Annotated in this window: 29 protein-coding genes, 1 tRNA gene and 3 riboswitches; of the genes, 14 read left to right on the forward strand and 16 right to left on the reverse strand. The window is 69.8% G+C overall.

Annotated elements, in window-relative coordinates; all coding sequences use genetic code 11:
* Positions 1–16: 16 nt before the first annotated feature.
* Positions 17–991, reverse strand: coding sequence for an alpha/beta hydrolase (locus FU260_RS03525; protein ID WP_147915805.1), 975 nt, complete (start codon positions 989–991; stop codon positions 17–19).
* A 230-nt stretch (positions 992–1,221) separates the two neighbouring features.
* A complete protein-coding gene (locus tag FU260_RS03530) occupies positions 1,222–2,643 on the reverse strand; it encodes an aminotransferase class V-fold PLP-dependent enzyme (protein ID WP_147915806.1) in 1,422 nt (473 codons plus the stop codon).
* A gap of 30 nt (positions 2,644–2,673) precedes the next feature.
* Positions 2,674–2,789: riboswitch (SAM riboswitch) on the reverse strand.
* A 236-nt stretch (positions 2,790–3,025) separates the two neighbouring features.
* On the opposite strand from FU260_RS03530, the gene FU260_RS03535 reads away from it, so the two are divergent.
* The 7 genes from FU260_RS03535 to FU260_RS03565 all read left to right on the forward strand — a co-directional run bounded on the left by FU260_RS03535 (position 3,026) and on the right by FU260_RS03565 (position 10,444).
* Positions 3,026–3,790, forward strand: a complete 765-nt coding sequence (locus tag FU260_RS03535; RefSeq protein WP_147915807.1) for a hypothetical protein — start codon at positions 3,026–3,028, stop codon at positions 3,788–3,790.
* Positions 3,791–4,049: 259 nt separating this feature from the next.
* Positions 4,050–4,769 (forward strand): hypothetical protein, encoded by a 720-nt coding sequence (locus tag FU260_RS03540; protein WP_147915808.1) that lies wholly within the window; start codon positions 4,050–4,052, stop codon positions 4,767–4,769.
* Positions 4,770–5,044: 275 nt separating this feature from the next.
* Entirely contained in the window at positions 5,045–5,236 is a 192-nt protein-coding gene (locus FU260_RS03545) for a hypothetical protein (protein ID WP_147915809.1), read from the forward strand.
* A gap of 153 nt (positions 5,237–5,389) precedes the next feature.
* On the forward strand, positions 5,390–8,287 hold the full coding sequence (locus FU260_RS03550; RefSeq protein ID WP_168211632.1) for a helix-turn-helix transcriptional regulator: 2,898 nt from the start codon (positions 5,390–5,392) through the stop codon (positions 8,285–8,287).
* A 135-nt stretch (positions 8,288–8,422) separates the two neighbouring features.
* Positions 8,423–8,521, forward strand: a riboswitch (SAM riboswitch).
* Complete coding sequence (locus tag FU260_RS03555; protein ID WP_147915811.1) at positions 8,515–8,811, forward strand: DUF1737 domain-containing protein; 297 nt, start codon at positions 8,515–8,517, stop codon at positions 8,809–8,811. Its footprint overlaps the riboswitch before it by 7 nt.
* On the forward strand, positions 8,808–9,221 hold the full coding sequence (locus tag FU260_RS03560) for a rhodanese-like domain-containing protein (protein ID WP_147915812.1): 414 nt from the start codon (positions 8,808–8,810) through the stop codon (positions 9,219–9,221). The genes FU260_RS03555 and FU260_RS03560 overlap by 4 nt, the downstream gene beginning before the upstream one ends.
* Positions 9,218–10,444: an O-succinylhomoserine sulfhydrylase gene (locus tag FU260_RS03565; protein ID WP_147915813.1), complete on the forward strand. Its 1,227-nt coding sequence runs from the start codon at positions 9,218–9,220 to the stop codon at positions 10,442–10,444. Before FU260_RS03560 ends, FU260_RS03565 begins: the two co-directional genes overlap by 4 nt.
* 120 nt (positions 10,445–10,564) lie before the next feature.
* Here the strand turns inward: FU260_RS03565 and upp are convergent, their stop codons facing one another.
* The 3 genes from upp to FU260_RS03580 all read right to left on the reverse strand — a co-directional run bounded on the left by upp (position 10,565) and on the right by FU260_RS03580 (position 13,188).
* Positions 10,565–11,203, reverse strand: a complete 639-nt coding sequence (upp, locus tag FU260_RS03570; protein WP_147915814.1) for a uracil phosphoribosyltransferase — start codon at positions 11,201–11,203, stop codon at positions 10,565–10,567.
* A 136-nt stretch (positions 11,204–11,339) separates the two neighbouring features.
* A complete protein-coding gene (locus FU260_RS23995) occupies positions 11,340–11,645 on the reverse strand; it encodes a UBP-type zinc finger domain-containing protein (protein WP_147915815.1) in 306 nt (101 codons plus the stop codon).
* A gap of 34 nt (positions 11,646–11,679) precedes the next feature.
* Positions 11,680–13,188: an MFS transporter gene (locus tag FU260_RS03580; RefSeq protein WP_147915816.1), complete on the reverse strand. Its 1,509-nt coding sequence runs from the start codon at positions 13,186–13,188 to the stop codon at positions 11,680–11,682.
* A 150-nt stretch (positions 13,189–13,338) separates the two neighbouring features.
* Here FU260_RS03580 and tadA point away from each other — a divergent pair, with 150 nt between their 5' ends.
* Positions 13,339–13,827 carry a tRNA adenosine(34) deaminase TadA gene (tadA, locus tag FU260_RS03585; RefSeq protein WP_147915817.1) on the forward strand — a complete coding sequence of 163 codons (489 nt, stop codon included), beginning with the start codon at positions 13,339–13,341 and terminating at the stop codon, positions 13,825–13,827.
* A gap of 5 nt (positions 13,828–13,832) precedes the next feature.
* On the opposite strand, the gene FU260_RS03590 is transcribed toward tadA, so the two are convergent.
* On the reverse strand, positions 13,833–14,657 hold the full coding sequence (locus FU260_RS03590; RefSeq protein WP_235912382.1) for an NAD-dependent protein deacetylase: 825 nt from the start codon (positions 14,655–14,657) through the stop codon (positions 13,833–13,835).
* Positions 14,658–14,782: 125 nt separating this feature from the next.
* Between FU260_RS03590 and FU260_RS03595 the strand changes: the two genes are divergently transcribed.
* Positions 14,783–14,871, forward strand: a tRNA-Ser gene (locus tag FU260_RS03595).
* A gap of 215 nt (positions 14,872–15,086) precedes the next feature.
* Here the strand turns inward: FU260_RS03595 and FU260_RS23465 are convergent.
* Positions 15,087–15,257, reverse strand: coding sequence for a hypothetical protein (locus FU260_RS23465; protein ID WP_168211633.1), 171 nt, complete (start codon positions 15,255–15,257; stop codon positions 15,087–15,089).
* A gap of 307 nt (positions 15,258–15,564) precedes the next feature.
* Here FU260_RS23465 and FU260_RS03600 point away from each other — a divergent pair, with 307 nt between their 5' ends.
* Complete coding sequence (locus FU260_RS03600) at positions 15,565–16,308, forward strand: DUF8017 domain-containing protein (protein ID WP_483407250.1); 744 nt, start codon at positions 15,565–15,567, stop codon at positions 16,306–16,308.
* 99 nt (positions 16,309–16,407) lie between these two features.
* On the opposite strand, the gene FU260_RS24000 is transcribed toward FU260_RS03600, so the two are convergent.
* Entirely contained in the window at positions 16,408–17,235 is an 828-nt protein-coding gene (locus tag FU260_RS24000; protein ID WP_235912383.1) for a C40 family peptidase, read from the reverse strand.
* Positions 17,235–17,386: riboswitch (cyclic di-AMP (ydaO/yuaA leader) on the reverse strand. It overlaps the preceding gene by 1 nt.
* Before the next feature lie 479 nt (positions 17,387–17,865).
* Between FU260_RS24000 and FU260_RS03610 the strand changes: the two genes are divergently transcribed.
* Entirely contained in the window at positions 17,866–18,591 is a 726-nt protein-coding gene (locus tag FU260_RS03610; RefSeq protein WP_147915820.1) for a TetR/AcrR family transcriptional regulator, read from the forward strand.
* A gap of 145 nt (positions 18,592–18,736) precedes the next feature.
* Here FU260_RS03610 and FU260_RS03615 read toward each other — a convergent pair whose 3' ends face one another.
* From FU260_RS03615 to FU260_RS03630, 4 genes are read right to left on the reverse strand one after another with little or no spacing between them, the layout of a single operon-like run.
* A complete protein-coding gene (locus FU260_RS03615) occupies positions 18,737–19,471 on the reverse strand; it encodes a glutamine amidotransferase (protein ID WP_147915821.1) in 735 nt (244 codons plus the stop codon).
* A gap of 8 nt (positions 19,472–19,479) precedes the next feature.
* A complete protein-coding gene (locus FU260_RS03620; RefSeq protein WP_147915822.1) occupies positions 19,480–19,800 on the reverse strand; it encodes a DUF4190 domain-containing protein in 321 nt (106 codons plus the stop codon).
* 1 nt (position 19,801) lies between these two features.
* Positions 19,802–20,425 (reverse strand): LytR C-terminal domain-containing protein, encoded by a 624-nt coding sequence (locus tag FU260_RS03625; RefSeq protein WP_147915823.1) that lies wholly within the window; start codon positions 20,423–20,425, stop codon positions 19,802–19,804.
* A 49-nt stretch (positions 20,426–20,474) separates the two neighbouring features.
* Positions 20,475–20,768 (reverse strand): type II toxin-antitoxin system VapB family antitoxin, encoded by a 294-nt coding sequence (locus FU260_RS03630; RefSeq protein WP_147915824.1) that lies wholly within the window; start codon positions 20,766–20,768, stop codon positions 20,475–20,477.
* A gap of 151 nt (positions 20,769–20,919) precedes the next feature.
* Between FU260_RS03630 and FU260_RS03635 the strand changes: the two genes are divergently transcribed.
* The gene (locus FU260_RS03635) at positions 20,920–21,123 is read left to right on the forward strand and encodes a hypothetical protein (RefSeq protein WP_147915825.1); all 204 of its coding nucleotides are present in this window, start codon (positions 20,920–20,922) and stop codon (positions 21,121–21,123) included.
* Positions 21,124–21,172: 49 nt separating this feature from the next.
* Here the strand turns inward: FU260_RS03635 and FU260_RS03640 are convergent, their stop codons facing one another.
* Positions 21,173–22,198 (reverse strand): FAD-dependent monooxygenase, encoded by a 1,026-nt coding sequence (locus tag FU260_RS03640; protein WP_168211635.1) that lies wholly within the window; start codon positions 22,196–22,198, stop codon positions 21,173–21,175.
* A gap of 38 nt (positions 22,199–22,236) precedes the next feature.
* Here FU260_RS03640 and FU260_RS03645 point away from each other — a divergent pair, with 38 nt between their 5' ends.
* Positions 22,237–22,830, forward strand: a complete 594-nt coding sequence (locus FU260_RS03645) for a TetR/AcrR family transcriptional regulator (protein WP_147915827.1) — start codon at positions 22,237–22,239, stop codon at positions 22,828–22,830.
* Here FU260_RS03645 and FU260_RS03650 read toward each other — a convergent pair.
* From FU260_RS03650 to FU260_RS03660, 3 genes are all read right to left on the reverse strand, one after another.
* Positions 22,798–23,253, reverse strand: coding sequence for an SgcJ/EcaC family oxidoreductase (locus FU260_RS03650; RefSeq protein ID WP_147915828.1), 456 nt, complete (start codon positions 23,251–23,253; stop codon positions 22,798–22,800). The two genes, FU260_RS03645 and FU260_RS03650, sit on opposite strands and share 33 nt — an antisense overlap.
* An 81-nt stretch (positions 23,254–23,334) precedes the next feature.
* Positions 23,335–24,171, reverse strand: coding sequence for an SDR family oxidoreductase (locus FU260_RS03655; RefSeq protein WP_147915829.1), 837 nt, complete (start codon positions 24,169–24,171; stop codon positions 23,335–23,337).
* Entirely contained in the window at positions 24,168–24,512 is a 345-nt protein-coding gene (locus FU260_RS03660; protein WP_147915830.1) for a DoxX family protein, read from the reverse strand. Before FU260_RS03660 ends, FU260_RS03655 begins: the two co-directional genes overlap by 4 nt.
* A 159-nt stretch (positions 24,513–24,671) precedes the next feature.
* Between FU260_RS03660 and sigJ the strand changes: the two genes are divergently transcribed.
* Positions 24,672–25,571 carry an RNA polymerase sigma factor SigJ gene (gene sigJ, locus FU260_RS03665; RefSeq protein ID WP_147915831.1) on the forward strand — a complete coding sequence of 300 codons (900 nt, stop codon included), beginning with the start codon at positions 24,672–24,674 and terminating at the stop codon, positions 25,569–25,571.
* Positions 25,572–25,614: the final 43 nt, after the last annotated feature.

The following is a 25,614-nucleotide window of genomic DNA, read 5'->3' on the forward strand; positions in this document are numbered from 1 at the left end:
CGAGCACCCGCGTGGGTCAGCGGGCGGGCAGACGGCGGCTGAGCCAACTGAACACCGCCTCTTCGTAGGCGCGTCGAGCGGGAGGTGCGGAGAGAGCGAGATCGTGCCGACCGCCGTCGATCGTGGCCATGCGCACGTCCGGACCCAACCGCGGCCCGCGCGCGTGCATGTGCGCCACGTTCAGCACACAGTCCGCGCCGGCCAGGTCCACCGCGCTCGGCCGGGACCGGTGCCCGGACCGACCGGAGGTGCACACCAGCACCGGCACCCTCAGGTCGAGCCCGCGCCCCACTCGAGCATGCCCACGGCGAATCGCGCGCAGCCATGCGGCGTACACCGGGACATCGACCATCGGCTTCCAGGCCAGGTCGTAGTCCCAGTCCCCACCGGTCGAGACGTGCAGGTGTCGCCCGTATGCCTCGCCCAGGGTGCTCACCTTCAGGCGCGGCACCCACATTGCCACCGCGTCCAGGACCCGGGTCAGGACCACCCGGTCCAGCCAGCTCGAGTTCAGGTCCAGCCACGGGCTGTTCAGCACCAGCGCATCGACGGCGTCCGGGAACCGGTCGGTGTACAGGGCCGCGATCAGGCCGCCGGTGGAGTGGCCGAGCAGCACCACCTGGTCGTAGCCGTGTTCCCGGACGGCGGTCAGCGCCGCTGTGACGTCCTCGTCGTAGGTAGTGAGGTCGGTGATCCAGCCGGGGGTGCGCCCTGGCCGGATGGAGCGGCCGTAGTCACGCAGGTCGACGGCGTAGAAGTCGTAACCGTGGGCCGTCCAGGCCTGCGCATGGTCGGCCTGGAAGAAATAGTCGGTGAACCCGTGCAGGTACAGCACTGCACGCCTGCGTGTGCCGGTCTCGGTGCGGTGCACGAGGGTCGCGACCGGGCCCGGGGCGCCGGCGGTGGTCCGGGCATGGGTGCGGCCGACGCCGTCGGGAGCCAACGGCAGGGTTCGGGCCACCCAACCCGGCCCGAGTACATCCTCGGTCATGACCCGCACCCTAGCCGCCACCCTGACTCCGCCACACGTCCGCCAGGGTGTGGTCTCCCTCGGAATCCGGTTGGAAGTGGATTCCGCGCGGGTGCAGGGGCGCGGTGACGGGAGGCGGGGGTCACCGGGGCAGTACGTCAGTGGGGCAGTGGGTCAGTTGCCTCAGTTGCCTCAGTTGCCTCAGTGGGTCAGTGGGGCAGTGCCTCAGTTGCCTCAGTGGGCCAGTTGCGTCAGTGGGTCAGTGCGGAGTCGGCGGCGGCAGGTTCCTCGGCCGGGGGAGTGGCAGGTTCGTCGACCGGAGTGCACGCGCCGCCGGCGGCAGCGGTCGCCAGCACCGACGGTGCACCCACATCCGCGTGCAGGTCCTGCAGCAGCGCGATCGCCTCGGGGAGCTCGCGCTGATCGTCGGCAGGCTGCCAGCGGCCGGCCACCACCTCGTACTGCCCACGCGGTCCGGCGGACAGGTAGGCCTGGAGTGCGCGGAGCAGCCGGTCAATGTGTTCGGCAGTGGTACCCAACCCGATACTGGCCCGCAACCCCGCACTCAGGCCGCGCCCCGTGAGCAGTGGATGGGCGCAGAACCGGCCGTCCCGCACCCCGATGCCGTGCTCGGCGGACAGGTAGGCCGCGACCAGCCCGGCATCGTGACCGGGCAGAGTGAAGGAGACTACGGCTACCGGCTCGGTGGCATCGGGCCACAGGTGCAGCACGTCGGCGCCGTCGATCGCCTCGAGGCCGGTCACCAAGCGATCCCGGAGCCCACGGTCATGTGCGGCGAGCTGCTCGCTGACCTGCCCCAGCTGAGTGCAGGCGACCCCGAGCGCGAGCGCGCCGATGACGTTCGGGCTCCCCGCTTCGTGCCGCTGCGGGGCCGGCTCCCACGTGGTGTGGCGTACCTGCACCTCGGTGACGGCACCGCCACCGGCGAGGTAGGGCGTGCCCTCATCCAGCCAGTCCCGCCGGCCGACCAGGGCACCGGCGCCGTAGGGCGCGTAGAGCTTGTGCCCGGACAGTGCCACGTAGTCGGCACCGGTCTCGGTGAGGGAGAACGGCCGGTGCGGGGCGAGCTGGGCGGCGTCGACCACCACTCGGGTGCCGGCAGCGTGCGCAACCTGGACCACCTCCGCCACCGGCAGTGCCTCACCGGTCACGTTGGAGGCACCGGTGATGGCCAGCAACCGGTAGTTGTGGGTGGCCAACGTGCTGGCCACGGCGTTCAGGGTCTCGGTGACCGTGGCCCGGGCGGTGATGACGTCCGCACCATGGCGCTGCCAGGGGAGCAGGTTCGCGTGGTGCTCGATGTCCAGCACCAGTACGCGGGCACCGTCCGGGACGCAGCCAGCGAGCAGGTTGAGGGAGTCGGTGGTGTTGCGGGTGATCACCACGACGTCGTCGGCGCGGGCGCCGACGAATGCGCCCACTGCGGCGCGGGCCTGCTCGTACAGCGCTGTGGACACCTGGGACAGGTATCCGGCACCACGGTGCACGCTCGCATAGAGGGGAAGGGCGCGATCCACCGCGTCCCCGACAGCGGCCAGGGCGGGGGCCGACGCGGCGTAGTCGAGATTGGCGTACGGCACGGACGTGGCGCCGTCGAGCGGGTGGGTGAGCGGAACCTCGGTGTGCTCACCGAGAAGCGGGAGAAGAGCCATGATGATCCTCCTGTGGTCCGACGGACCAGAGGCCCGCGCTTGCCGCACGCCACCTCGGCGCCGGCCAGGTCGTCACCCGGGGCACCCCACCGCGGTTGGAGGGTTGCCGGCCAGCGAGCCGGGGCTTCGCGCTGGCGCTCATGACCTTGAGAACAAGCATGCCACAGCCCGGCGGCGGTGCCACGTACCAACCGGACCCGGTCCACGATGTGGTCAGCCTTGGCGTGCAGGTTCACCTGCGGGTGCGACGACGGCCGGCGATGGGTCCTCCTGCCCATTTTGCTCAACCCGGGTGCAGTTCTACGCTGCTCGTGGGGCCGCGGTAGCTCTTCGATCCCGAAATGGGGGGATGTGGGGCACCGCCAGAGGGAAGGAGAGCTCCGTGACGAGCACATTGATGACTGGTGCCCGCAGGGCGACGGCAGTCGCTGCTGCCGCACTACTGCTGGTGGCAGGGTGTGATGACGGCGCCGACCAGGCGGCACCGCCGGAAGCGCCCGCTGAGCAGGAGACCGAGGCCGCCGGCGAAGAGCCGACCGACGCCGCCGAGGATGCACCCGATGACGGTTCGGCTGAGGAGGAAGGCGCCGACGCCGGGGAGGACGCGGGCGGCGAGGACGAAGCAGGCAGCGACGGCGAGGAGCCGGCTGAGGACGCGTCGGCCGAACGGATCTCCGGCGACCCCTGCACCGACCTCAGCGCGGACGAGGTGGGCGGGGTGCTCGGCAACGAGGTCGGCGACCGCGAGGAAGTACCCGGCCAGGACGCGCCAGCGCCCGAGGGTGCCGGCGGCGAAGGCATGGTGATCTGCGCCTATCACGCGGACACTCCGGACGTCCCCTCGGCAGTGCTCTACTGGGTGATGCCGATGGACTACCCCGACGAGATGCCGGAAGACGTGCAGGCGGAGCAGGACGAGAACCGGGTCAGCCAGTTCGTCGCCGGAGGTGAGGAGATCGACGTCGAGGGCGCCTCGCAGGCCACGGTGGAGATCAGCAGCGGTGGCAACGTGATGCAGGTCACCATCATGGCCGCTGTCGGTGGCGCGGTGCTGAACACCAGCCTGGTGGCCGAGGACGGCGCGCTCGACGAGAGCGACATCGCGACGGCGGTCGAACTCGCGGAGCTCGCCATCTCGAAGGCCTGACGGTGCGGTCCCCGAGGGCGGGGTGACGCCGTCTTCGAGGGTTCGAGGGCTTCCTCTCGCCCGGCCGAGCATTCACCGGCAGGGGCCGGGCTCCGCGCGCACGTCCGCAGCCTGGCCGGTGGCCGTGATGGGCAGATCACCCCATCGCGGCCACCGGCGCAGGGTGGTTACTGTACGAGTGGGCCGTACAGGCGGCCGGGTTCCGAATATCCGGCCGATCAATGCCTGGTGCGCGCAGGGAGACTAGGGAGACAAACAGGTGAAGACTTCGACAGTGCGTGGCGTGCGTTCCGCGGTTGCTGCCAGCGGTGTCGCGCTGCTGATGTTCGTGGCCGGCTGCGGTGGCTCGGACGATGCCGGCGACGGTAACCGCGACGAGCAGTCCGCCGAGGCCGACGCGAACGGCGAGGAGCCGGCGGAGGACGACTCGGCCGCCGAGGAAGAGCCCGCTGAAGATGACGCGGCCGCCGACGAGGAGCCGGTGGAGGACGACTCGGCCGCCGAGGAAGAGCCCGCTGAGGACGACGGCGGTTCCGATGCGGCCGCATCCGGTGCGGTCGCCCCCGGTGACGACTTCGACCCCTGCACCGTGGTCGATGCTGCCGGCGTGTCCGACGCTGTCGGCTTTGAGGTGGAGGACGGCCAGTCCGACGAGCTCATGGGCGGCATGAACTGCACGTTCGTGGGCACGGGCGGCGACCCGACCAGCGTGCTGGTGCAGTGGATCCCGGTGGAGACCGAGCTCGACGTGATGATCGAGAGCGTGGGGTCCACGTACGACAACATGAGCGACCCGGAGGAACTGGACCTACCCGGTGCTGCGGATGCACGCGGTTTCACCGCTGAGGTGATGTCGCAGGAGGCCGCGGTGGTCTTCTCCCAGGTCGACGGCGGCGTGTTCCAGGTGATGGTGATGTCCCCGGACGGCACGGTGGAGGGCGCCACGGCGCTGACCGAGCTGACCCTCTCCAGCATCTGATCCATAGTGTTCGACTGAAGGGCCGCCGCCGGGGACACCTGGCGGCGGCCCTTCCGCATGTCCACAGCCAGATGTGCACAGCGAGAGGTGCGCAGCGAGGTGACGCGGCGCACGCCTTACCCGTGACGTGGTGTGCGTGCTCACACCCCTTACCCCCGAACAGGGGAGGGAGCGGGAGAAGGTAAGGCCCGCCGTCGTGATCCGGCGTGATCGGCTGATGCCGGGAGCGTGTTCCTCAGCGGAAGTGTGGAGGCACTACCACCGAGGAGCACGCCATGGACACCTACGCTGACGGCTACACCAACTACCGGGCCGACCTGGAATACCGGCGCGAGCAGCTCGTGGCCGGCCTCGACGCCGGTCGCAAGGCGCGCCGGAACCGGCGCAGCCTCCGCTCGATGCTGACCAGCGCCACACCCGCGGGCAGCAATCGTCCGGCTCGCAGCCACTTCGCGCGCAGCGCCTGACCACCCACCGACATTGCTCGTCGATCCGGTTGCCCACCCTGGCCAGATCGACGAGCAATCTCGCCTGATGAGCCGGGAGGAGTCCGCGAGGTGATCGAAGTGTTACCTCAAACCCGTGGGGCCGCGTCCGTGCCTCATGACAAGATGCGCCCTGTGGCACAGGTCGGCTCGCAGATCGCGTTGGTGGCGCGCACCGAGGAGCTCGCGCGCCTGCGGGAGCTCTGGCAGCGGTGCCGCACCGGCTCGGCAGCGGCCGTGCTGCTCCCCGGTGAAGCGGGGGTCGGCAAGACCCGCCTGGTGTGCGAGTTCTCGGCGCTCGCCGAAGCCGACGGCGGGCTCGTGCTCACCGGGCACTGCGTCGGCCTCGGTGAAGCGGCGCCGCCCTACCTGCCCGTGGTCGAGGTGCTCGAACAGGTGCGGGATGTGGACCCCGCTCTGCTGGCCGAGGCCCCGGTGCTGACCAACCTGGTCTCGCGTTCCGGGAGCGAGCGGGACACCAACCAGCTCCAGCTCTTCGATGCGTTCCTGGCCCTGCTCACCGCGCTCGCTGAGAAGCGCCCGGTGCTGCTGGTGGTCGAAGACCTGCACTGGGCCGATGCCTCGACTCGGGACCTGCTCACCTTCCTGCTCGCGCGGATGTCCGACGAAGCGCTGACCGTGGTGCTCACCTATCGCTCCGACGAACTGCACCGCCGACACCCGCTGCGCCCCCTGGTCACCGAGCTCGGCCGGATGCGCAGGGTGGAACGGCTCACCCTGGAACCGTTCGAGCCGCAGGACGCCCGCGACTTCATCGGGGCACTGGCGCGACTCGAAGGGGAGGCGGTAGCGGAGTCGCTGGTCGCCGAGATCGCCGAGCGTTCGGAGGGGAATGCGTTCTTCGCCGAAGAGCTGTTTGCCGACGGCGGTGGTTCTGCGATGGCCGGACCGCTCGCCGATGTGCTGCTCGGCCGGATCGAACGTCTCGGTGCGGACGCCCAGCGGGTGGTCCGGGTGGCGTCGGTGGCCGGGCAGAGCCGGGTACGGCACTCCACCATGCTCGCGGTCACCGGCCTGGACGAGGACACCCTGGAACCTGCGCTCCGAGAGTGCGTGCACCACTACGTGCTCGTGGTGGCCCCGGACGAGACCTATGAGTTCCGGCACTCGTTGCTGCGCGAGGCGGTCTATGCCGACCTGCTGCCGGGGGAGCGACGCCGGGTGCATGCAGCGTTCGTGGACCTCCTCGGCCGGGCCCAGAACTCCGGATGGCGCGGGGCGCAGGCACACCATGCCACCGAGGCGAACGATCTGCCCACTGCCCTGCTGGCGCGGATCGGTGCCGCTGCCGATGCGCAGCAGGTCGGTGCTACAGCGGACGTGCTGCACCACCTGGAAGGCGCGCTCGCACTCTGGGAGGCGGTACCGGACGCCGCGGAGCTGACCGGCACCGGTGAGCTTGCCTTGATGATCCGCGCAGCGGACGCCGCCGTCGCTGCTGGGCGAACTGAACGAGCGCGAGCGTTCCTGTCCTCGGCGCTGGAGCTGGCCGACGCCGGAACGGACCCGGTGGTCCAGGCAGCCGTGCGCCGGCGGCTGGCCAAAGTCCACTATGCCGATGACGACCTGGACGGCGGACTGCCCTGGATCGCCCAGGCGTGGGAGCTGATCCGGGATACCCCACCGAGTGCAGAGCGAGCCTGGGTGCTGGCGACCCGGGCGTTGGAAGAGGTCCTGGGGAACCGCGCCGATGTGGCCGAGGAGGCAATCGCCGACGCCCGCGCCGTGGGGGAGGCCGGTGCCGAGGCGGACGCGTTGATCTCGCTGTCCTTCCACCGATTGCGCTCCGGGGACCACGAAGGCGCGATCGAGGTGCTCGACTGCGCACGTGCGCGTGCGCAGGAGACCGGTGCCTTCGAGGTGGAGTTGCGGGCCTACTTCAACCTGACGATCGGGGAGTTCGAGGCCGGGCGCGTCTCAGTTGCGGCGGAGCATGTCCGCCGGGGCCTGCAGCGAGCCCGGGAGGAGGGGCTGGTCTGGGCGACCTACGGCCGGGAGCTGGCCTGGATGGCCGTCCAGGTGCTGTACGCCCAGGGTTCCTGGGACGAGGTGGCCGAGCTCGCCTCACCGCCGGGGGAGCAGGCCCCGGACTGGCTCTCGATCGTGCTGCACGCGTCCGCGGCGATGCTCGCGGCCAGTCGCGGGCAGTGGGAACAGGTCGAGATGCGGCTGCGTTCGGACGTGCTGCGCCGCCACGACGGCGAACCCGCCAAGGTGCTGGCCTATGCGATCGCCGAAGTGGGGACGTGGCAGCACCGCGGCCGGGAGACCACCGACCAGCTGGAGCGGATGATCGCCGAGGTTCGGGCCAGCGAGGACAGCGTGCCGATGTCCCTGCTGCGGATCGGCGCACTCGGCATCTCCCTTGCTGCCGATACAGCGGCCCGCGCCCGCCAGGTGGGGCAGACCGAGGCGGAGCAGGAGGCCCGGGCCGCAGCGGACAGGTTCGCCGCGCAGGTGGCCGACGCCCGCGAGCACAGCACCACCCGCGCCCAGGACTGGGGCCCGGAAGCGCGTGCCTGGCTGAGCCGCGCCCACGCCGAGGAGACCCGAGCGCGCGGTGAGCAGGACGTGGCGGCCTGGACCGCCGTCGTCGACGCCTTCGGCTACGGCGATGTGTACCAGCGCGCCATCGGCCAGTACCGCCTCGCCGAGGCCCTGCTCGCCCACGGCCGCACCGAGCCGGGCGATGCCGCGCTGACCGAAGCGCTGACCACCGCTCGTCAGCTCGGCGCCCAGCCGTTGACCGGTGCACTGGAATCGGTGGCGCGGCGGTACCGCCGCCCGGTAGCCGGGGTGCGGATGGTCTCGGCAGACGTGCTGACCCCGCGGGAACGGTCGGTGCTGGAGCTGGTGGCCCGCGGGCTGACCAACCGGGGCGTCGGCGCCGAGCTGTTCATCAGCGAGAAGACGGTCAGCGTGCACCTGAGCCGGGCGATGGCCAAGCTCGGCGCGCACTCGCGCACCGAGGCGGTCGCATTGGCGCTGCGGGACGGCCTGATCGACACCTGAGGTGGCCCGGCCGCAGGGCCCATTCCCGGGGCCCGACTGCCGGGCCCGCCTCGGCCGGTGCCCTGATCTCCCGGTCGCCGTCTCGCAAGGCAGAACGGGTCTTCAGCACCTGGCGGCACCCCTTACGATGGTTTCGACCCATCCAGAGCAGCTGAGAGATCTGGCTCGTTGACGCTGCAGCAACCTCGCCCGGCGAAGGTGCTACCGCCAGAACCGATGGAGGAGAGATGAGTGACGCTGGCCCGTCCACTGCCCCGCCCGGGCATCGCTACCGGCTGCTGACCGGCCCCGACGACGCCACTTTCTGCGCTCGGGTGAGTGACGCCCTGGCCGAGGGCTACCAGCTCTACGGGTCGCCGTCCCTGACTTTTGACGGCGAGCGGGTGGTCGCGGCCCAAGCCGTGCTCTGGCCAGGCCGGGCCACCCAGGCGGGCGCCGCCGACGCACCACCAGCCCCGCACGCCACCACCAACCCCGCGGCGGCCCCCACCACCACCAGCCCCCAGAACGGAGACGACCGATGACCTACACCGGAGACCTGACCCCCACCCAGGCCTGGGAGCTGCTGCAGCAGAACCCCCACGCCGTTCTGGTGGATGTGCGCACCCAGGCCGAGTGGTCCTTCGTCGGCGTGCCAGACACTGCCGAGATCGGCCGCCCGGCGGTGTTCGCCGAGTGGAACACCTTCCCGGACGGCGCTCGCAACCCGCAGTTCCTCGACCAGCTCGCCGAGGCGGGCATCACCGGTGAGGAGCCGGTGCTGTTCCTGTGCCGGTCCGGGGCCCGCTCGATCGCCGCCGCCGAGGCCGCTACCGCCGCTGGGCTGGGACCGGCCTACAACGTGCTCGACGGGTTCGAGGGCGCCACCAACACCGACGGGCACCGCGGGGACGCCGGCTGGCGCGCCGAGGGCCTGCCCTGGAAGCAGTCATGAGCGACCCGCGGCCGATCTCCCGGCTGCCCGAGGGGCTCGGCCCGGACACCCTCGCCATCCGCGGGGGCCAGCAGCGCACCGAGTTCGGGGAGACCGCTGAGCCGATCTTCCTCACCCAGGGCTACGTGTACGAGCATGCCGCCGATGCCGAGGCGGCGTTCGCCGGTGAGGCGGACCGGTTCATCTACTCCCGCTACGGCAATCCGACCGTGTCCGCGTTCGAGGAGCGGATGCGGCTGATCGAGGGCGCTGAGGCCTGCTACGCCACCGCCACCGGGATGTCCGCAGTGTTCACTTCGCTGGCCGCACTGGTGAAGTCCGGCAGCCGGATCGTGGCCGGGAACGCCCTGTTCGGCGCCACGTTCACCGTGCTGAACCAGATCCTCGGCAAGTGGGGCGTGCAGACCGACTACGTCCGCGCGCACGTGCTCGCCGACTGGGAGGCCGCGCTCGCGACCCCGGCGGACGTGGTGCTGTTCGAGACCCCGTCCAACCCGATGCAGGACGTGGTGGACGTGGCCAAGGTGAGCGAGCTGGCCCACCGGGCGGGCGCCGTCGTCATCCTCGACAACGTGTTCGCCACCCCGGTGCTGCAGAAGCCCCTGGAGCTCGGCGTGGATGTGGTGGTCTACTCCGCTACCAAGCACATCGACGGCCAGGGCCGGGTGCTCGGCGGCGCGATCCTCGGCACCCGGGACTACGTCGAGGGACCGGTCAAGCAGATTGTCCGGGCGACCGGCCCCACGCTCAGCCCGTTCAATGCTTGGGTGCTGCTCAAGGGCCTGGAGACGCTGTCGCTACGGGTGCGCGCCCAGTCCGCCGCGGCGCTGGATCTGGCCCGGTGGCTGGAGGAGCAGCCGCTGGTGCGCGGGGTGCGCTACCCGTTCCTGGACTCCCACCCGCAGGCTGCGCTCGCCCGGGAGCAGATGAGTGGCGGGGGCACCGTGGTCACGCTGGATCTGGATCTCGACGGCGATCCCTTGGTGGTCAAGGAGCGCACCTTCGCGTTCCTGGACTCGTTGCGGCTGGTGGACGTCTCGAACAATCTCGGTGACCTGAAGTCACTGGCTACTCATCCAGCGACCACCACGCACTCCAAGATTGCCCGCGAGGACCGGTTGGCGGTGGGGATCACCGACTCCACGGTGCGGCTCTCGGTGGGGCTGGAGGACCCGGTGGATCTTCGCGCGGACCTGACGCAGGCCTTCGCCGCACTCAGGTAGCCGACGCCGCCAGATCCGCAGCCCTCCAGACAGGTGTCTGAGTACCTCCCGGACATCGGAGGACCGAATATTCGGCCCTCAGATGTCCAATCGGTACTCAGACACGCGTGTAGCGGTGGCTCAGTCCACCACGCCGTAGAGCCGGTCGCCGGCGTCGCCCAGACCCGGGATGATGTAGCCCTTCTCGTTCAACCGCTCGTCCACAGCCGCGGTGACGATCTGCACATCGGGCCGGTCGCCCACAGCCTCCCGCACCGTGCGCACACCCTCCGGCGCGGCCAGCAGGCACACCATGGTCACGTCCTTCGCGCCGCGTTCGAACAAGTACTCGATCGCCGCGACCAGGGTGCCGCCGGTGGCCAACATCGGGTCGAGCACGTAGCACTGCCGTCCGGCGAGGTTGTCCGGGAGCCGGTTGGCGTAGGTGAACGCCTGCAGCGTCTCCTCGTTGCGCTGCAGGCCGAGGAAGCCGACCTCGGCAGTGGGCAGCAGCCGGGTCATCCCCTCGAGCATCCCCAGGCCGGCACGCAGGATCGGCACCACGATCGGTCGCGGCTCCGCCAGCGCGACGCCGGTGGTGCGTGCTATCGGGGTGTCGATCTCCACCTCTTCGGTGCGAATATCCCGAGTGGCCTCGTAGGCGAGCAGGGTGACGAGCTCCTCGGTGAGCTGGCGGAAGATCGGTGACGGAGTGCTCACATCGCGGAGCACGGTGAGCTTGTGGGCGATGAGCGGGTGGTCGGCGACGTGCAAGCGCATGGGCACAGTGTAGAAGGCACGATGCGATGAGAGGGTGCCGGCGGTGGCCGCCCACAGTGGGTGCCGTCGGTCGGCGGGTTCGGTGGCCGGCAAGAGTGGTACCGGCAGAGGGTGCCGGCTCAGCCGGGTAGTGCGGTCAGTCTCCCGGCGCGTACGACGGTGCCGGTGCTGCTCCGGCCACCCGGAAGACCAGGGAGTCCGGGTAGCACCACCACCAGTTCTCACCCGGCTCGAAGGAACGGACCAGCGGATGATCTTGATTGCTGTGCCAGTGCCCGGTGGCGTGCTGGCCCGGGGAACTGTCGCAACACCCGACGTGCCCGCAACTCATACAGATGCGCAGGTGTACCCACGAACCGCCGCTGCGCAGGCAGTCCTCGCACCCGTTCGCTGAGGGCGTCACCTCGCGGGCGAGCCCGACGTGTTCGCAAGGAGTGTTCACGTGCCGTGCTCCTTCACCCGGGTGCGTGTGCCACCTACGGTAGCTCGGTCTTGCGGGCTTCGCTCACGCCGAGCGGTGTCGCGTCCACTGCGCAGTGACGGCGCGGACACGTCGGCCCGGGGCTCGGCAGTTCGGCCGGGCCCCGGATCATCAGCCCTGCGCCGACTCCGGCCACCACGAGCACGCCCGCGCAGATCGCCATCGCTGTCGTGAACGCCGGGCCCAGGGCCTCGGCGTCACTGAAGCCTTCGCCGCCGAGGCCGGTGAGTGCGGGCATGGCTGCGACGAGCACCAGGCCGCCGGTCCGCGCTACCGCGTTGTTGACACCGCTGGCCAGGCCGGCACGGGCCTCGTCCACTGCGCCGAGGACCGTGGCGGTCAACGGGGTGACGGTCAGGGTCAGGCCAGCGCCGAGAAGGGTCACCGGGAGAAGAACGTCAGTCACGATGGCGGGGTGGGGCCCCACCCGGCTGAGCAGGGCCACACCGGCGGCGGCCACGAGCGGCCCGAGGGTCATCGGGATCCGGGGGCCCCACCGGTTGCTGGCCAGGCCGGCCGCGGGAGAGAAGAACAGCATGAGGACCGTCACCGGCAGCAGCGCCAGACCCGCTGCCAACGGCGTCCATCCGGACACCACCTGCAGAGCAAGCACCAGCCAGAAGAACACTGTGCCCAGCGCGGCATACACCAGGAAGGTGGCAGCGTTCGTGGCTCCGAATCGAGGAGCGCGGAAGATGTCGAGCGGCAGCAGCGGATCGGCGGCCGTCCGCTCTCGATACAAGAACCCGGCGAGGGCCAGCACCCCCAGTCCTCCTCCGGCGGCGACCGTCAGCCAGTGGCCATCCTGCTCCGAGGAGACCGTCAGGGCGTAGGTCAGCAGCCCGAGCGTGAGCGCGGCCAGACTTGCGCCACCGAGGTCGAGCCTGCCGCGGGCTGCCACGTGGCGGGACTCGGGCACGTGTCGGTGGGCGATGACCAGAACCACCAGGACGACGGGCACGTTGATGAGGAAGATCCATCGCCAGGACGCCAGCTCGATGAGCCAGCCGCCGAGCAGGGGCCCGACCGCCCCGGTGATGCCCGCCAGTCCCGACCACGCTCCGATCGCCCGGGCGCGGTCCTCGGCACGGAACGCGGCTTGCAAGATGGCGAGCGCCACCGGGGTGAGTAGCGCCGCCCCGATGCCTTGGAGGGCGCGGAAGGTGACCAGCATCCCGATATTCGTCGCGAGCGCGCAGGCGAGCGAGGTCAGTCCGAACCAGGCCACGCCGACCATGAAGACCCGGCGTCGCCCGTAACGATCTCCGAGCGATCCGCCGATCAGGACGAAGGCAGCCAGCGTCAGGTTGTAGGCGTTCACGGTCCAGGTCAGTCCGGCGACTCCAGCGGACAGCTGCTGGTCGATCGCCGGCAGCGCGATATTGACTACGGTCGCATCGAGGAACGCGACCGAGGATCCGAGCACTGTTGAGGCGAGCACCCAGCGTCCGGCCGGCTCGCCGTACTTCAGCGGCCGCGACTGCGGGACGCTCTCACCGGCCATCGGTCAGCCCTGGCCCGCACCGGCTGTGCACGGCACCGACCGGGTCGGAGTCCTCGTTCGCGGCGGCGCTCATGCTGACAACGTAGAAGAGGAGCTGTGCCACGGCCAGTGCTCGTGGCGGCACAAGGGGCGGCCGGGCAGACTAGAGGGATGAGCACGGACGAGGACGCGATGGGTCTGGCGCTCGCGCAGGCGCGTGCGGCGGGGGAGCGCGGTGACGTGCCGGTGGGTGCGGTCCTGCTCGGCTCGAGCGGTGAAGTGCTGGCCGCGGCCGGGAACCGCCGCCAGGTCGACGGCGATCCCACGGCTCATGCGGAGATCCTCGCGTTGCGAGCAGCGGGGGTGGCGCAGGGTGACTGGCGGATGGCCGGGTGCACGCTGGTGGTCACCCTGGAGCCGTGCACGATGTGCGCCGGCGCGATCGTGCTGGCCCGGACCGACCGGCTGGTGCTCGGTGCCTGGGACGAGAAGGCCGGTGCATGCGGATCTACCCGGGATGTGGTGCGTGACTCCCGGCTGAACCACCAGGTCCAGGTGACCGGTGGGGTCCGCGCGGACGAGTCGACCCGGCTGCTCACCGATTTCTTCGCGGCGCGGCGCGGCGGCGCACGGGAGGAGCCGCCCCGGCCGGTGGGCTGACGCTGTCAGCGCAGGTCGGGCAGGGCCTCCGCAAGAGCGCGGAGGGTGGGAGAGGTGCCGGCGTCCAGCCGGACGTCGGCGAGCTCGTCACCGCGCGTGGGGCCGTGGTTGACGATGGCCACCGGCCGCCGGTCCCGGTGGGCGCGGCGGACGAACCGCAGCCCGGACATGACCGTCAGGCTCGATCCGGCCACCAGCAGCGCCTCGCTCTGGTCCACCAGCTCGAATGCGGCGGCGACGCGTTCTTTGGGCACGTTCTCCCCGAAGTAGACAATGTTCGGCTTGAGGATTCCGCCGCACCGCGGGCACGGCTGCACCCGGAAGCCCTCGGTCGAGGCGATCACCGCGTCCGCGTCCGGGGCGATCTCCACATCGGCGACCGCTTCGGTGAAATCGGGGTTGAGGGCGGTCAGCATCCGGTCCAGCTCGGTGCGGGAGAGGACCAGGCCGCAGCTCAGGCAGATCACCTCGTTGTAGTGGCCGTGCAGGTCGATCACGCGGGTGGAGCCGGCGGCCTGGTGCAGCAGGTCCACGTTCTGGGTGATCACCCCAGTGACCAGGCCGCGGTCCTCCAGCTGGGCGAGCGCTTCATGACCGGCGTTCGCCCGGGTGGCACGCATGTGCTGCCAGCCGACGTGGTTGCGGGCCCAGTAGTGGCGCCGGAACGCTTCGTCGGAGACGAACTGGTCGTAGGTCATCGGGGTGCGCTGCGGTGAGTGCGGGCCGCGATAGTCCGGGATGCCGGAGTCGGTGGAGATACCGGCACCGGTGAGTACGGCGAAGCGCAGGCCCCGCAGCAGGTCTACCAGCGCGGACAGGTCTGTGCTCACCGCCGTCACTTTTCTCCGTTCCTCGAGGATTGGTATCGAGCCTACGGCCGACGCCGGAACTCACCCTAGGCGGCCGGGTCGCGGTTTTGGTCAGCGGCGCCGCTCCGAGTACTCTGGTCCGGCTAGGTAGCGTGTCCGAGCGGCCGAAGGTGCAGCACTCGAAATGCTGTGTGGTTCATAGCCACCGTGGGTTCAAATCCCACCGCTACCGCCATTGTGATGTCTCGCGACATCGTGAACGGCTGAACCCCCGGTTGTGGGGGTTCAGCCGTTTTTTGGTTGGTAGGTGTGGGTGGGGTTGAGGGTGTGTTCGGTGAGGATCTGCCCGGTGGTGGCGTCGATGACGGTGGCGTGGTCGGTGTGGATCAGGGCGATGATTTCGGTGCGGGCGTGGGCGCGGGGCGATGCCGAGGTGGAGCATGTCGTCCTTCAGTGGCGCAAACTGATCTTTCGGGGGTGGTAGGCGTCTTCGCCTTCGGCCAGCCCGCGGTGGTGGAGCTTGTGTACGAGGGTCTTGGAGACCCCGTAGCGGTCGGCGACTTGCCCGTAGGAGAGGTTCTGGATGGTCACGGCTTTGGTCAGGACTTCGTACTTGGCCACCGTTCACGATGTCGTGAGACATCCCAACGCCGCTCACCGCACCGTTCACGATGACCCGAGACATGCGTTCACGATGTCCTGAAACCAGACACCACCGCTACCGCCATGTGATGAGGCTCCGCCCAGGCTTTTCGGGCGGGGCCTCGTCACGTTTCTGGCTGGGGCGGCAGGGGCGAGGGCTGTGCCGCGCGCTTGGCATGCTTCCCACCGCCGGTGCCGCGCGCTAATCCTCTGTCCGGATCGCACGCCCGCGGCTACGCTGACACCGCAAAGGGGGGCGGACTGATGAGCGGGGTAAGTGGAAACGATGCGGTTTCGTACACGAAGTGGCGCGGCAGTGGCGGCTGCGGTTGTGGCGGTAGCAATGCTGGGGGCATGTGCCGACGAGGCGATCGACGATCCGGAGCCGGCGCCGTCGGGATCGATTGCCGAACCCTCTGAGAGCGCGGGGGCCGATGAGCCGGCAGTGGGTAGGGAGAGCCCGTCGGAGGCGCCGGTCGACGACGCCGAGTCACCAGCCGACGCCGAGACGCCAGCTGAGGGCGGCACTGCGCCCGATACGCCGGATGGCTGGCAGACGGTCGAGTACAACGGAAGCTCGTTCTCCGTCCCGGAGTCCTGGGACGTGCCGTCTGAAGAGAGCGATGGGCAAGAAGTCCCTCGCCCCACCTACGGCAAGGGCTTCTGCCAGGATGCGCCGGACGAAGTGCTCGGATTCGCGACCCTGACCTGGGCTGAAGGCGTCACTGACCCTGCGGAGGCGGTCACGACCGAGGTCGAGCGGGCCGCCGAGATGTTGTTCTCCGACCGCGCGTCGGAGTTGCAGCTCGGCGACGTTCGCCAGTCCGAGAGCTGGGCGTCCGTCCCCGCTACCCTGCAGCTCGCGCCGTCCGACGATCCGTGCGAGGGCAGCGAAGCACTGGTGATAGCCATGGGGTTCGCGTATGAGGACGGCTCGGGCACCGGCCTGCTCATCGTGGTCGGGGAGCTCGGGCTGCCCGATTCGCCCACTCCGGAAGACCTGGTCGAGATCGCCAACAGCTTCGGGTGAGTGCGTCGGAGCAGCGAATCAGGCTCCGCCGTCAGCACATCGGCCCGCCCCCAGCAGGTGGAGACGGGCCGATGTGGACGTTCGGCGATGCTCAGCCGATCAGGCCACCCGGATGAAGGTGGGGTTGTCGATCCAGATCGGGCCCTCCTCCAATGGTGTGCCAGGGTTGCGGGCCGCGATGTGCTGGCCGTCGCCGGTGTAGATGCCCACGTGCCCGGGCGCCCAGACCAGATCGCCGGGCTGGGCCTCAGCTGCCGACACGACCTGTCCCGCGTTGCGCTGGGCGTCGGTGGTCCGGGGCAGATCGATCCCGACCTGCGCGAAGACGTACTGGGTGAAGCCGGAGCAGTCGAAGCCGGACGGGCTCGAGCCACCCCAGACGTACGGCGTGCCGATGTACTGGCGGGCGACATCGAGGATGTCGTTGCTGGCACTGGAGCCGGAGGAGCTGGATGCCTCCTCCTCCACCTCGCCGCCGGAGCTGCCTGCGCCGTCGACGGAGGAGGACTCGGTGGACGAGCCGGAGCCGCCGGGGATGGTCAGCTCGTCGCCGACGAAGATCAGCGCATTGGCGCCGAGGCCGTTGGCGTCGATGATGGACGAGACGCTGGAGCCGTTGGCCGCGGCAATCTCGCCGACCGTGTCACCGGCGCTGACGGTGACCGTGGTCCCGCTCTCAGCACCGCCGCTTCCCGTGCCGCCGCCCTCAGCGGAGACGCTTGCGGAGCCGCCGCCCTGGCTGTCGCTGGGACCACCGGCGGGCTCGGATGCGGATGCACCGGGCGCGACGAGGCCGAAGGCAAGTCCGGCGGTGGCAACGCCGAGCGTGCCGCGGCGGGCGACGGAGGAAAGTCGTGTCGACGAGAGGAACGTCGTGGGTCGCACGTCGGCACGGTGCCGAGCGCGCGCAGTGTTGCTCATGGTCATGCTGCTACTCCTGTTGCCTGCGGGGTTAGCTGTCGGATTCGGGTCGGATAAACCCGGTTCGGTCGGAACCGAACTTCACCCCAAGGGACCGGCGCACCGGACCCGGTATGTGGTTCCCCCACCCCTGCCTGGTTGTGGGCCGCGGAAAGAGGCAGGGTTCGGCAGCAATCCGCGCTCTCCCCACTGAGTGGCAGTGGGGAGCACGGCGACGATAACCACGCGACCGCCCGTATGTCACGTTTCGATAACGGCTGCTCGGTGAGGCGGTCGCGGCGGAGGCTGGCGTGCACGGTGGCGCGGACCGGTCGCAGCCCCGGCGGTAGGCGGGCGGTTCTGGGCCCACTATCGGCACCAGGTAGCGAAAACCGGGGTGAACGTCCCCGGTCCCTGCGCCCTGCGTCCCCGGCGGGGTGGTCGCCCGATGAAGGGACACTGTGCCGCATCGATCGGCCGAAATGGTGAAAAATGTCACGGACCGGTCTCAAACTGGTTGCGGCACGGTAACGGTGAGATATCGGCACGATAACGGCGAATCGTCGCGACGGGCCCGGTGAATCAGCATGGGGAGATCTCCCCATCTGGGCATTCTCGGCGGGTGCTTCCCAGTTTTCGGCAGTACTCTCTCGATCCATGGGCAGGCATGACACCGACCGCGGACGCTCGTACAGCGCCGCCGTCCAGAGCCAGATGTTGACCGCTACGGCGCCGGGTGGGCCCGTCACCGCACCCGGTGCTGCCGACAATGCGCGGGACCGGATCCGGGAAGCCGCGATCGAGTCCTTCGCCTACGAGGGATTCGACGTCGGGATGCGGGCGATCGCTGCCCGTGCCGGCGTGACGGCAGGATTGATCACCCACTACTACCGGTCGAAGGCCAGGCTGCGTCAGGAGTGCGACGAGTACATGTTGCAGTACTCCTCCTCTCGCCTGCCCAGCAGCCTTGAGCTCGGCAGCGTGGAGCAGACCCTCACCGGCGACTTGGACTTCCTCACCCAGGCCGTGCACTACACGATCCGCAGCCTGCGCGAGGGCGGGCTGTTCTGCGACACGTTCCTGACGTTCGTGCTGGAGAACACCCGCGAGCGCATCGGGGCAGGAATCGCCAGTGGCGCCCTGCAGCCGAGCGACGACGAGGACGCCCGTGCTCGGGTGGTGGTGCGGCACTGCCTCGGTGCCGCGCTGCTCGACTTCGCCCTCGATGCGCCGCGCACCACGGACGCCACGGTGGAGTTCCTCCGGGAGTTCTGGACGCACCTGATGGAGCCGATGCTGCACCTGACGAACGGGCGGTCCTTCCGCACCGTGCCCGGATCGGGCGGCTACCTCGAACGCGCCGGTTTCGCCTCGGCGGACTGACTACTCCTGCGGCACTCGACGGCGCAGCCTCACCCGGGCTGCGCCGTCGTTGCGTGCAGGAACACCCCCATCAGGGCGACGGCGGTGCTCGCCCGGCGAGGAACGCCGTCGCCGTGGCGGGCGGGCTGCTCCGGCCAGGGGCGCGTCAGTGGCGTGCGTAACGACGCACGAACGCCTTCAGCACGCCCGCCGCGTGGGAGACGTCCGCGCGGCGGGCGGCGGAGGCGACCGCGTCAGCCTGGGCCGGTGGGAAATAGCCGTGCCGGTCGTACACCGCGATCCGGGTGATCAGTCCGTCCGCGTCCAGCTCGGGGTGGAACTGGGTGGCGTACACGTTCTGCCCGACCCGGAACATCTGCACCGGGCACCGGGGCGAGGTGGCCAGCAGCACGGCATCCTCGGGGAGCACCCGGCAGGCCTCCTTGTGCCCGACGAACGCATGGAAGGTCTCCGGGACCTCGGCCAGCAGCGGATCGGCCAGACCGGCCGGGGTCTGCTCGATGAGCACCGCCCCGACCGGTTCGCCATAGACGGTGTCGATCACCCCGCCCCGATGGTTGCTCAGCGCCGCAATGCCGTAACAGGCGCCGAGGAACGGGAAGTCGCGGGCGACCACCTCGTCCAGCAGTGCGGCCATCTCAGCCTCCACCCGATGCTGCACCGGCGACTTGAGCTCGTTGGCGTCCGTGGCGTTGAACGGGCTACCGCCCACGATCACCCCGGAGTAGTCGGAGAGCTGGATCTGCGGTAGCGGTGACGCTTCCATCCGCACCCGGTGCAGCTGGTCGGTGCTGAGCCCGCCGTAGTGCCCGAATGCCTCGTACTCGGCGTCGGCGGCACGATCCTCGGCGCGGCTGGCCAGCAGCAGGAAGGGCTTCACGGCCGGACTCAGGTAATGAGGAAGAAGGCGGCCAGCATCGCCGACCAGCTGAGCAGCACGAGCGCCCCTAGTGCCACCGCCGCCTCCGCGAGTCCGCGGCCCCGGAGCCGGTTCCGGGCGATCTGCCGCAGCGCGATGATGCCCACGATGACCGCGGCCAGGGACGGTATGAAGGTGATGATGCCCAGCAGGGCGCAGAGGAACGCGACCATTGCTGCCGCACTGGACTTCGGCTGCGGGGTGAAGTAGCCAGGGCCGGCGAAGGTGACGGCCGGATCGGGCATCGGCAACGTGTAGGCGTTGTCGTAGGGGGAGGTGCCGACGCTCATCTCAGCCCTCCGCCTGCTCACCGGAGTCGGTCGGCGTGGCCGTGGCCAGCGGGGTGCACTCCGCGGCGGCCGGGATCGGCGCCTCCGGATCGATGGCGATCTCGTCGTCGGCGCGCAGGTCCTCGAACTCCGCACCGATCACGACGTCGATGGTCTCGCCGCTGCGGGAGTCCACCTCGATGGTCGCGTCGGCGAACAGCTGGGCCGCTGTGAAGGCCGCCGGCAGGCCCTGAGGCCCGGCAATGATCCGAGCCTCACCGGCGAACCGGGACTCGGCGTTCGCCTGGTTGCCGACCGCGATCCCCTGCTCGGTGAGAGCGGTGGCAGCGGTGGCGGCCAGACCCTGGCGGTCGGTGCCGTTGAGCACGTTCGCGGAGATCTCCGAGAGCGGGACGAACGTCGCGTTCTCCGGTGGGCACGGCATGCTCGCACCGGCGTCGGTGGGCTCCGGCGAGTTGATGGCCACGGTGAACGGGCTGGGCAGGATGCCCGTCCAGATCGCGCCGGCCGCTAGTCCGCCGACCAACATCACGGCGATCAGGGTGCCGAAAATGACGGTCTGCCGTTGCTGCAGGTGCCGGCGCCGTGCGGCGCGGGCACGGACCCGGGACTGCTGCGTGCTCACGTGCTGAACCTACACGTGCGGCACCGCAAGTTTGCGGCAGACATCGCTCTTACAGCTCCAGGACGCGGGCGTGCAGGATGTTCCGCTGGTGCAGCGCCGCGCGCAGCGCCCGGTGCAGGCCGTCCTCGAGGTAGAGCTGACCGCGCCACTGCACCACGTGGGCGAACAGGTCACCATAGAAGGTGGAGTCTTCGGAAAGCAGGCTGCGCAGGTCGAGAGTGGACTTGGTGGTGATCAGTTCGTCAAGGCGGATCTGGCGCGGCGGCACTTCCGCCCACTCCTTCGGGGTGCGCAGCCCGTGGTCGGGGTAGGGGCGTTGGTCGCCCACGGACTTGAAGATCACTCAGCCGATCCTAGGCGAGAACAGCAGGTGGGGCCTCATCCTCTCGGGGGATTCCCGACTGTGCGGAGTAGTCCGGGAGAGGTGGTGACGGTCAGGACCGTGTCCCGGTGAGGTGGGTCGGCGGGCGGGGGGCGGTCGTTAGGCTGAGGTGATGTCAGCACGGCGAGACTCCCAGCCCGGTTCAGCGATCCAGATCATTGCGCCTGCCGCGGTGGGCATCGGGTGCGGTATCGCGATGAGCGAGCTGACCGAGTGGCAGTGGTGGATCAGGTATCCGCTGATCCTGGTGGCCGTGTTCGTCGCTGCGCTGCTGGTCCAAGGGCTTCGGGAGCGGCGCACGCGAACGCGGTCCTGACCGGGCGCTGACGCGCCGGCGGGGGAGCGGGGCCGAGCTGTCCGCACCCTCACCCGCGGGTGAGGGTGCGGACGAGGCTGTTGCGGGTCCGGGCGCTGCGCCCTGAGGCCAGTGCCACATTCATCAGAATGCTGGACGTGGCCCTGATCAGCTGCGGGGACACCAGGCGGCGCCAGCGGTACCGGCGCAGTGCCTCGGCGGGTGGGTAGTGATTCAGCAGGGTGCCGAGGGCGACGGCGTCGAGTATCGATTCGCAGGCACCTCGTCCGGCGTTCGGGGTCATCGCATGGGCGGCATCGCCGATCAGCACCGTGCGGCCGCGGACGAGCGCGGGCAGGGTACGGGAGATGTGGATCCCGTTGATGAGAGTCTGGTCAGGCCGGGCAGCGGCGAGAGTGTCCTGCACCTGTGCGGGGAAGTGCCCGCTGGTGTGCCTCAGGTGGCGCAGACCGTGCTCGGTGCTCTCGAAGCGCTGCTCGGGGAACGCGGTGAACCAGTTGGTGTGGTGTGCCGAGACCGGGGTGATGCCGAACAGCTGACCGTTGCCCCAGTACTCGGTGACCTCGCCGTGGGCGAGGTCACTCTCGATCACGCCTCGGATGACTGTGGTGCCGGGTGATCGAGCGGCGGCTCTCCTGCCCCAGTGGTCGCGGCGGACCACGCTGCGGGCACCGTCGGCGCCGACGATGACCTCGCCGGTGAGGAGTCGGCTGTCCGAGACTCGTCCCGCTCGCTGGTGCGCGCGTGCTGGCAGCGCTGTGCGCAGGAGGTGATGCAGCGTGGTGCGGGCAATCATCACCACGTCCTGCCGAGGAAGGTGGATCAGCGCGCGGTCATCGGCGGTTCGGATCGTCGCCGTCGCGGCGTGCACGCCGCGGTCGCGGACGGCCGCGCCGATGCCGATCTGGTCCAGTGCCGTCATCGCCGGTGGCCAGAGCCCGAACGCCGTTCCCACCTCGCGCTCCTCGGGTCGGCGCCGGTGTTCGTGCACGATGACGTCCCACTCGGGGCGCTGCAGCGTGAGTGCCAGGGTCAGTCCGGCGATCCCGCCTCCGACGATGTGAATGGTCGTCATGCCGCCACGATACAACATTTGTTGTTAGCCTGGAAGGTATGGGACGACGGGACGATCTGATGGCCGCCGCACTGCTGGTCCTGGCCGAGGGTGGGCTGAAGGGCCTGACGCACCGGGCCGTCGACGCCCGGGCCGGCTTGCCCAGCGGGAGCGCGGCGAACCTCTTCCGGACCCGGGAGAGTCTGGTGCGGGCGTTGCTCGAGGAGATGGAGCGTCAGGACTGGGGCTACGTCACTGCGGCCGGTGGCCCGGGAGGCTCGCGCGACACCGAGGAGCTGGTGCGGATGCTAGCCGATGTCACGGTGCAGATGGCCGAACCGGCCCAGGCGCCGGTGACTCGGGCGCGACTGTCCCTCTCGCTTGCCTACCCGGACGATGTCCGTGCCGGTCATGCCCGACTCCTCGCCAGCTTGGTGCGGTTGCTGGCATCAGCGGGGATCGATGATCCGCAGCTGCGCGCGGTGGGAGTCGCGGCGCTGCTCGATGGCACCCTCCTGCACACTCTGACCGTCTCGCCCGGGCCGGTGGATCGGGCGGGGCTCGAGCGCAGTATTCGCCGGCTGTTGGCCGAGCCGGTCGCCGGTGATGGATCGGCCCGGTCAGGCGGCACTGAAGACCGGTCGGTCAGGTGAGACCTCCTCGTCGTCGGGAACACCCATGTTTTGGCAGGCCGACAGCAGCCACCGGCCCTGCTCTTTCGCCAGGATCCACAGCGGCGACCCCACGTCGGTGCCGTCGGGCGCCCGGTACACCTGGCGCAGCTTGACCGCCGCGACGTCCGGCCGAATGAACATCACATGCTCGAGGGTGAAGGTCACCGAGAGGCCGGTCATGCCGCCGGGCAGTGTCCGGCGAGTGAACGAGGCGATCGCCTCGAGGCCGTACAGGCGCTTGCCGCCGCCGGTGGTCCAGATCGCATCGGGTCGGAAGAGCTCGAGGAACTCTTCGGGTTGCTCGTTGTTCTGGGCGTGTTCGACGGTGGCCACGACGTCTCGGATGGCGTCGAGCTCGCTCGTGGATCCTTCGGGCGGCGAGGTGGTTGCTGTGCTGTTCATGACGTGGATTCCTTTCGTGGGGTTGAGATCTACGGTGGGGCCGAGCTCAATGGTGGGTTGAGGTCAGCGGTGAGGTTGAGATCAACCGAGATGATCGCCTTCGGCGTGCGGGTGGGTTGCCGGACTGCTGGAGCGGGGCTCCCCGTAGCGGGCGGAGAGATAGCCGCGCCAGGTACGCACGCCGCGAGGTGCCGCCGACGTGGTGAGGTGACCGGCCCGGAACGCCTTCCCCAGCTTTCCCCGGACGCGCACGGGGAGGATGTAGCGGCGGGTACCGGTCGCCGTCGACCACTGCTCGGCCGCGAGGCGAAGGTCGAGTACCTCCGGGCCGGCGAACTCCTCGATCCGGCTGCTCGGTCCAGCGCGTGTGGCCGCGTGGATCCGTTCGGCGACGTCTGCGGTGTCGACCGGTTGGGCGAGCACTCTGCGGTCGCCGACCAGGAGGCCGGCCCTGGCGAGCGAGTGGAACGTCTGGTCGACGAAGTCGTGAAACTGCCCCAGCCGCAGGATGCTCGCGGGGACCGGCCCACTGGCGACCACGCGCTCCGCCTCGGTCTTGGTGCGGAAGTATCCCCAGGGGATCCGGTCACACCCGATGATCGAGGTATAGAGGAGGTGCGCGACGTTGGCCGCGGCTGCCTCCTCGAGCAGTCGCCGGGTGCCGTGGACCTCCACCTCGCGGGTGTAGCCCCGCCGGTAAGGGGCCGAGGCCAGGTGGATGATGGCGCCCACTCCGTCGACCGCTCGAGCAATCCCCGCTCCGGTGGTGACGTCGCCGGTGAGCCAGCTGACTGCTGCGGAGGGCTGCTGCTGCCCTCGACTCAGTGCCCGCACCGGCGTACCTGCGGCGACCAGCCGGGCGATGACCGCCCGGCCGAGCATGCCCGTCGCACCCGTGACCAGGACTGGTGACGTCATCGGACGATGGCGAGCGCGAGCGTGGTGACCGCGAGGGCGAGGAACAGTAGCGGACTGGCCAGGCTGCGATGGGCGCCGGCTCGAAGGTGGGTGATCACCGCCCCCAGGAAGTACAGAACGAGACCGGTGGCAGCGGCGAGCCCGATGGCGGGTAGCCCGAGCAGGCCCAGCAGCAGACCGAGCGCCCCGGCCGCCTGAAGGCTCGCCAGAACGGGTAGCCAGCGTGGCTGCACCTTGATCTCGGTGAGCGTGTCGGTGATGAACCTGGCGCCCGTGAAGGAGGCGAGGGCCCCGGCAGCATTCACCGCAATGGTGACGATGGTGATGATCGTGTAGAAGATGGTCTGAGCCGTTTCTCTCCGGAAGCGTCAGGGGCGACGCTCTACCGGTGATGACGACGTAGCCCCGGCAAGTGTGACGTCGGGTGGTTGGCGGCCACGTCACGTTCCGGGTCTCTGGATCGTCATGTGGAGTAGTGGCTGGAAGAGAGAGGAAGGGTGATGGAGGAGGTCTTCGAGGACAAGGCGCTGTTGATGAATATCGCCTACCGACTGCTCGGCACGGTTTCCGAGGCGGAGGATGCTGTCCAGGACGCGTTCGTGCGGTGGTACTCGCTGGAGGAGGGGGAGCGGGACCGGGTCGCCTCGCCCACCGGCTGGCTGGTCACGGTCACGACGAGGATCTGCCTGGACGTGCTCGGCTCTGCCCGGGTGCGACGCGAGCGCTACGTGGGGGAGTGGTTGCCGGAGCCGGTGCCGACGGCCGCGCGCTGGACCAGCCACAGTGTCACCGATCAGGCGATCGACCCCGCCGACAGGGTCTCTCTCGACGAGTCGCTGGGCATGGCGCTCCTGGTGGTGCTGGAATCGATGACACCTGCCGAGCGGGTCTCGTTCACCTTGCACGACGTGTTCGGGTACACCTTCGCCGAGGTCGGCGCGATGGTCGGCCGCTCGGAACAGGCCTGCCGGCGGCTCGCCTCCTCGGCGCGGCATCGCGTGCGACAGGCTCGCCGTGCTCGGGCCACCGCGAGTGAGCATGCGCTCGTCGTCTCCCGGTTCAAGGAGGCGCTGGTGACCGGTGATCTCGACGGGCTGATGGCCTCCCTCGACCCGGAGGCGACAGTGGTTCCCGACGGCCGTGGCATCGTTGCTGCCGCTCTCGAGCCTGTCGTTGGCGCAGAGCGCATCGCGAGCTACCTGCTCGCCATCCGCGAGCAGGTGCCCGAGATGACCGTCACCGTGACGGCGGTGAACGGACGCGCCGGACTGGTCAGTCGCGACGGGGCAGGGCATCCGCTCGCGGTGATGGCGGTCGACGTCGCCGGCGACCGGATCGTCTGCCTCTGGGCGATCCGGAATCCGGAGAAGCTCAGCGCGTACGCAACTGAGGAGCCGTGATCCCGGCGGGCGGACCGCCGTCGTGCTGTACCAGAAGCGCAGG

It is taken from the genome of Ruania zhangjianzhongii, from assembly GCF_008000995.1.
Taxonomy (GTDB): Bacteria; Actinomycetota; Actinomycetes; order Actinomycetales; family Beutenbergiaceae; genus Ruania; species Ruania zhangjianzhongii.

What these genes read in the sequence shown, in the direction of transcription:
- FU260_RS03525 (WP_147915805.1), bottom strand. Translation starts at nt 991, where the DNA reads ATGACCGAGGATGTACTCGGGCCGGGTTGGGTGGCCCGAACCCTGCCG.
- FU260_RS03530 (WP_147915806.1), bottom strand. Translation starts at nt 2,643, where the DNA reads ATGGCTCTTCTCCCGCTTCTCGGTGAGCACACCGAGGTTCCGCTCACC.
- FU260_RS03545 (WP_147915809.1), top strand. Translation starts at nt 5,045, where the DNA reads ATGGACACCTACGCTGACGGCTACACCAACTACCGGGCCGACCTGGAA.
- FU260_RS03555 (WP_147915811.1), top strand. Translation starts at nt 8,515, where the DNA reads ATGAGTGACGCTGGCCCGTCCACTGCCCCGCCCGGGCATCGCTACCGG.
- FU260_RS03560 (WP_147915812.1), top strand. Translation starts at nt 8,808, where the DNA reads ATGACCTACACCGGAGACCTGACCCCCACCCAGGCCTGGGAGCTGCTG.
- FU260_RS03565 (WP_147915813.1), top strand. Translation starts at nt 9,218, where the DNA reads ATGAGCGACCCGCGGCCGATCTCCCGGCTGCCCGAGGGGCTCGGCCCG.
- upp (WP_147915814.1), bottom strand. Translation starts at nt 11,203, where the DNA reads ATGCGCTTGCACGTCGCCGACCACCCGCTCATCGCCCACAAGCTCACC.
- FU260_RS03580 (WP_147915816.1), bottom strand. Translation starts at nt 13,188, where the DNA reads ATGGCCGGTGAGAGCGTCCCGCAGTCGCGGCCGCTGAAGTACGGCGAG.
- tadA (WP_147915817.1), top strand. Translation starts at nt 13,339, where the DNA reads ATGAGCACGGACGAGGACGCGATGGGTCTGGCGCTCGCGCAGGCGCGT.
- FU260_RS03600 (WP_483407250.1), top strand. Translation starts at nt 15,565, where the DNA reads ATGCGGTTTCGTACACGAAGTGGCGCGGCAGTGGCGGCTGCGGTTGTG.
- FU260_RS24000 (WP_235912383.1), bottom strand. Translation starts at nt 17,235, where the DNA reads ATGACCATGAGCAACACTGCGCGCGCTCGGCACCGTGCCGACGTGCGA.
- FU260_RS03610 (WP_147915820.1), top strand. Translation starts at nt 17,866, where the DNA reads ATGGGCAGGCATGACACCGACCGCGGACGCTCGTACAGCGCCGCCGTC.
- FU260_RS03620 (WP_147915822.1), bottom strand. Translation starts at nt 19,800, where the DNA reads ATGAGCGTCGGCACCTCCCCCTACGACAACGCCTACACGTTGCCGATG.
- FU260_RS03635 (WP_147915825.1), top strand. Translation starts at nt 20,920, where the DNA reads ATGTCAGCACGGCGAGACTCCCAGCCCGGTTCAGCGATCCAGATCATT.
- FU260_RS03640 (WP_168211635.1), bottom strand. Translation starts at nt 22,198, where the DNA reads ATGACGACCATTCACATCGTCGGAGGCGGGATCGCCGGACTGACCCTG.
- FU260_RS03645 (WP_147915827.1), top strand. Translation starts at nt 22,237, where the DNA reads ATGGGACGACGGGACGATCTGATGGCCGCCGCACTGCTGGTCCTGGCC.
- FU260_RS03650 (WP_147915828.1), bottom strand. Translation starts at nt 23,253, where the DNA reads ATGAACAGCACAGCAACCACCTCGCCGCCCGAAGGATCCACGAGCGAG.
- FU260_RS03655 (WP_147915829.1), bottom strand. Translation starts at nt 24,171, where the DNA reads ATGACGTCACCAGTCCTGGTCACGGGTGCGACGGGCATGCTCGGCCGG.
- sigJ (WP_147915831.1), top strand. Translation starts at nt 24,672, where the DNA reads ATGGAGGAGGTCTTCGAGGACAAGGCGCTGTTGATGAATATCGCCTAC.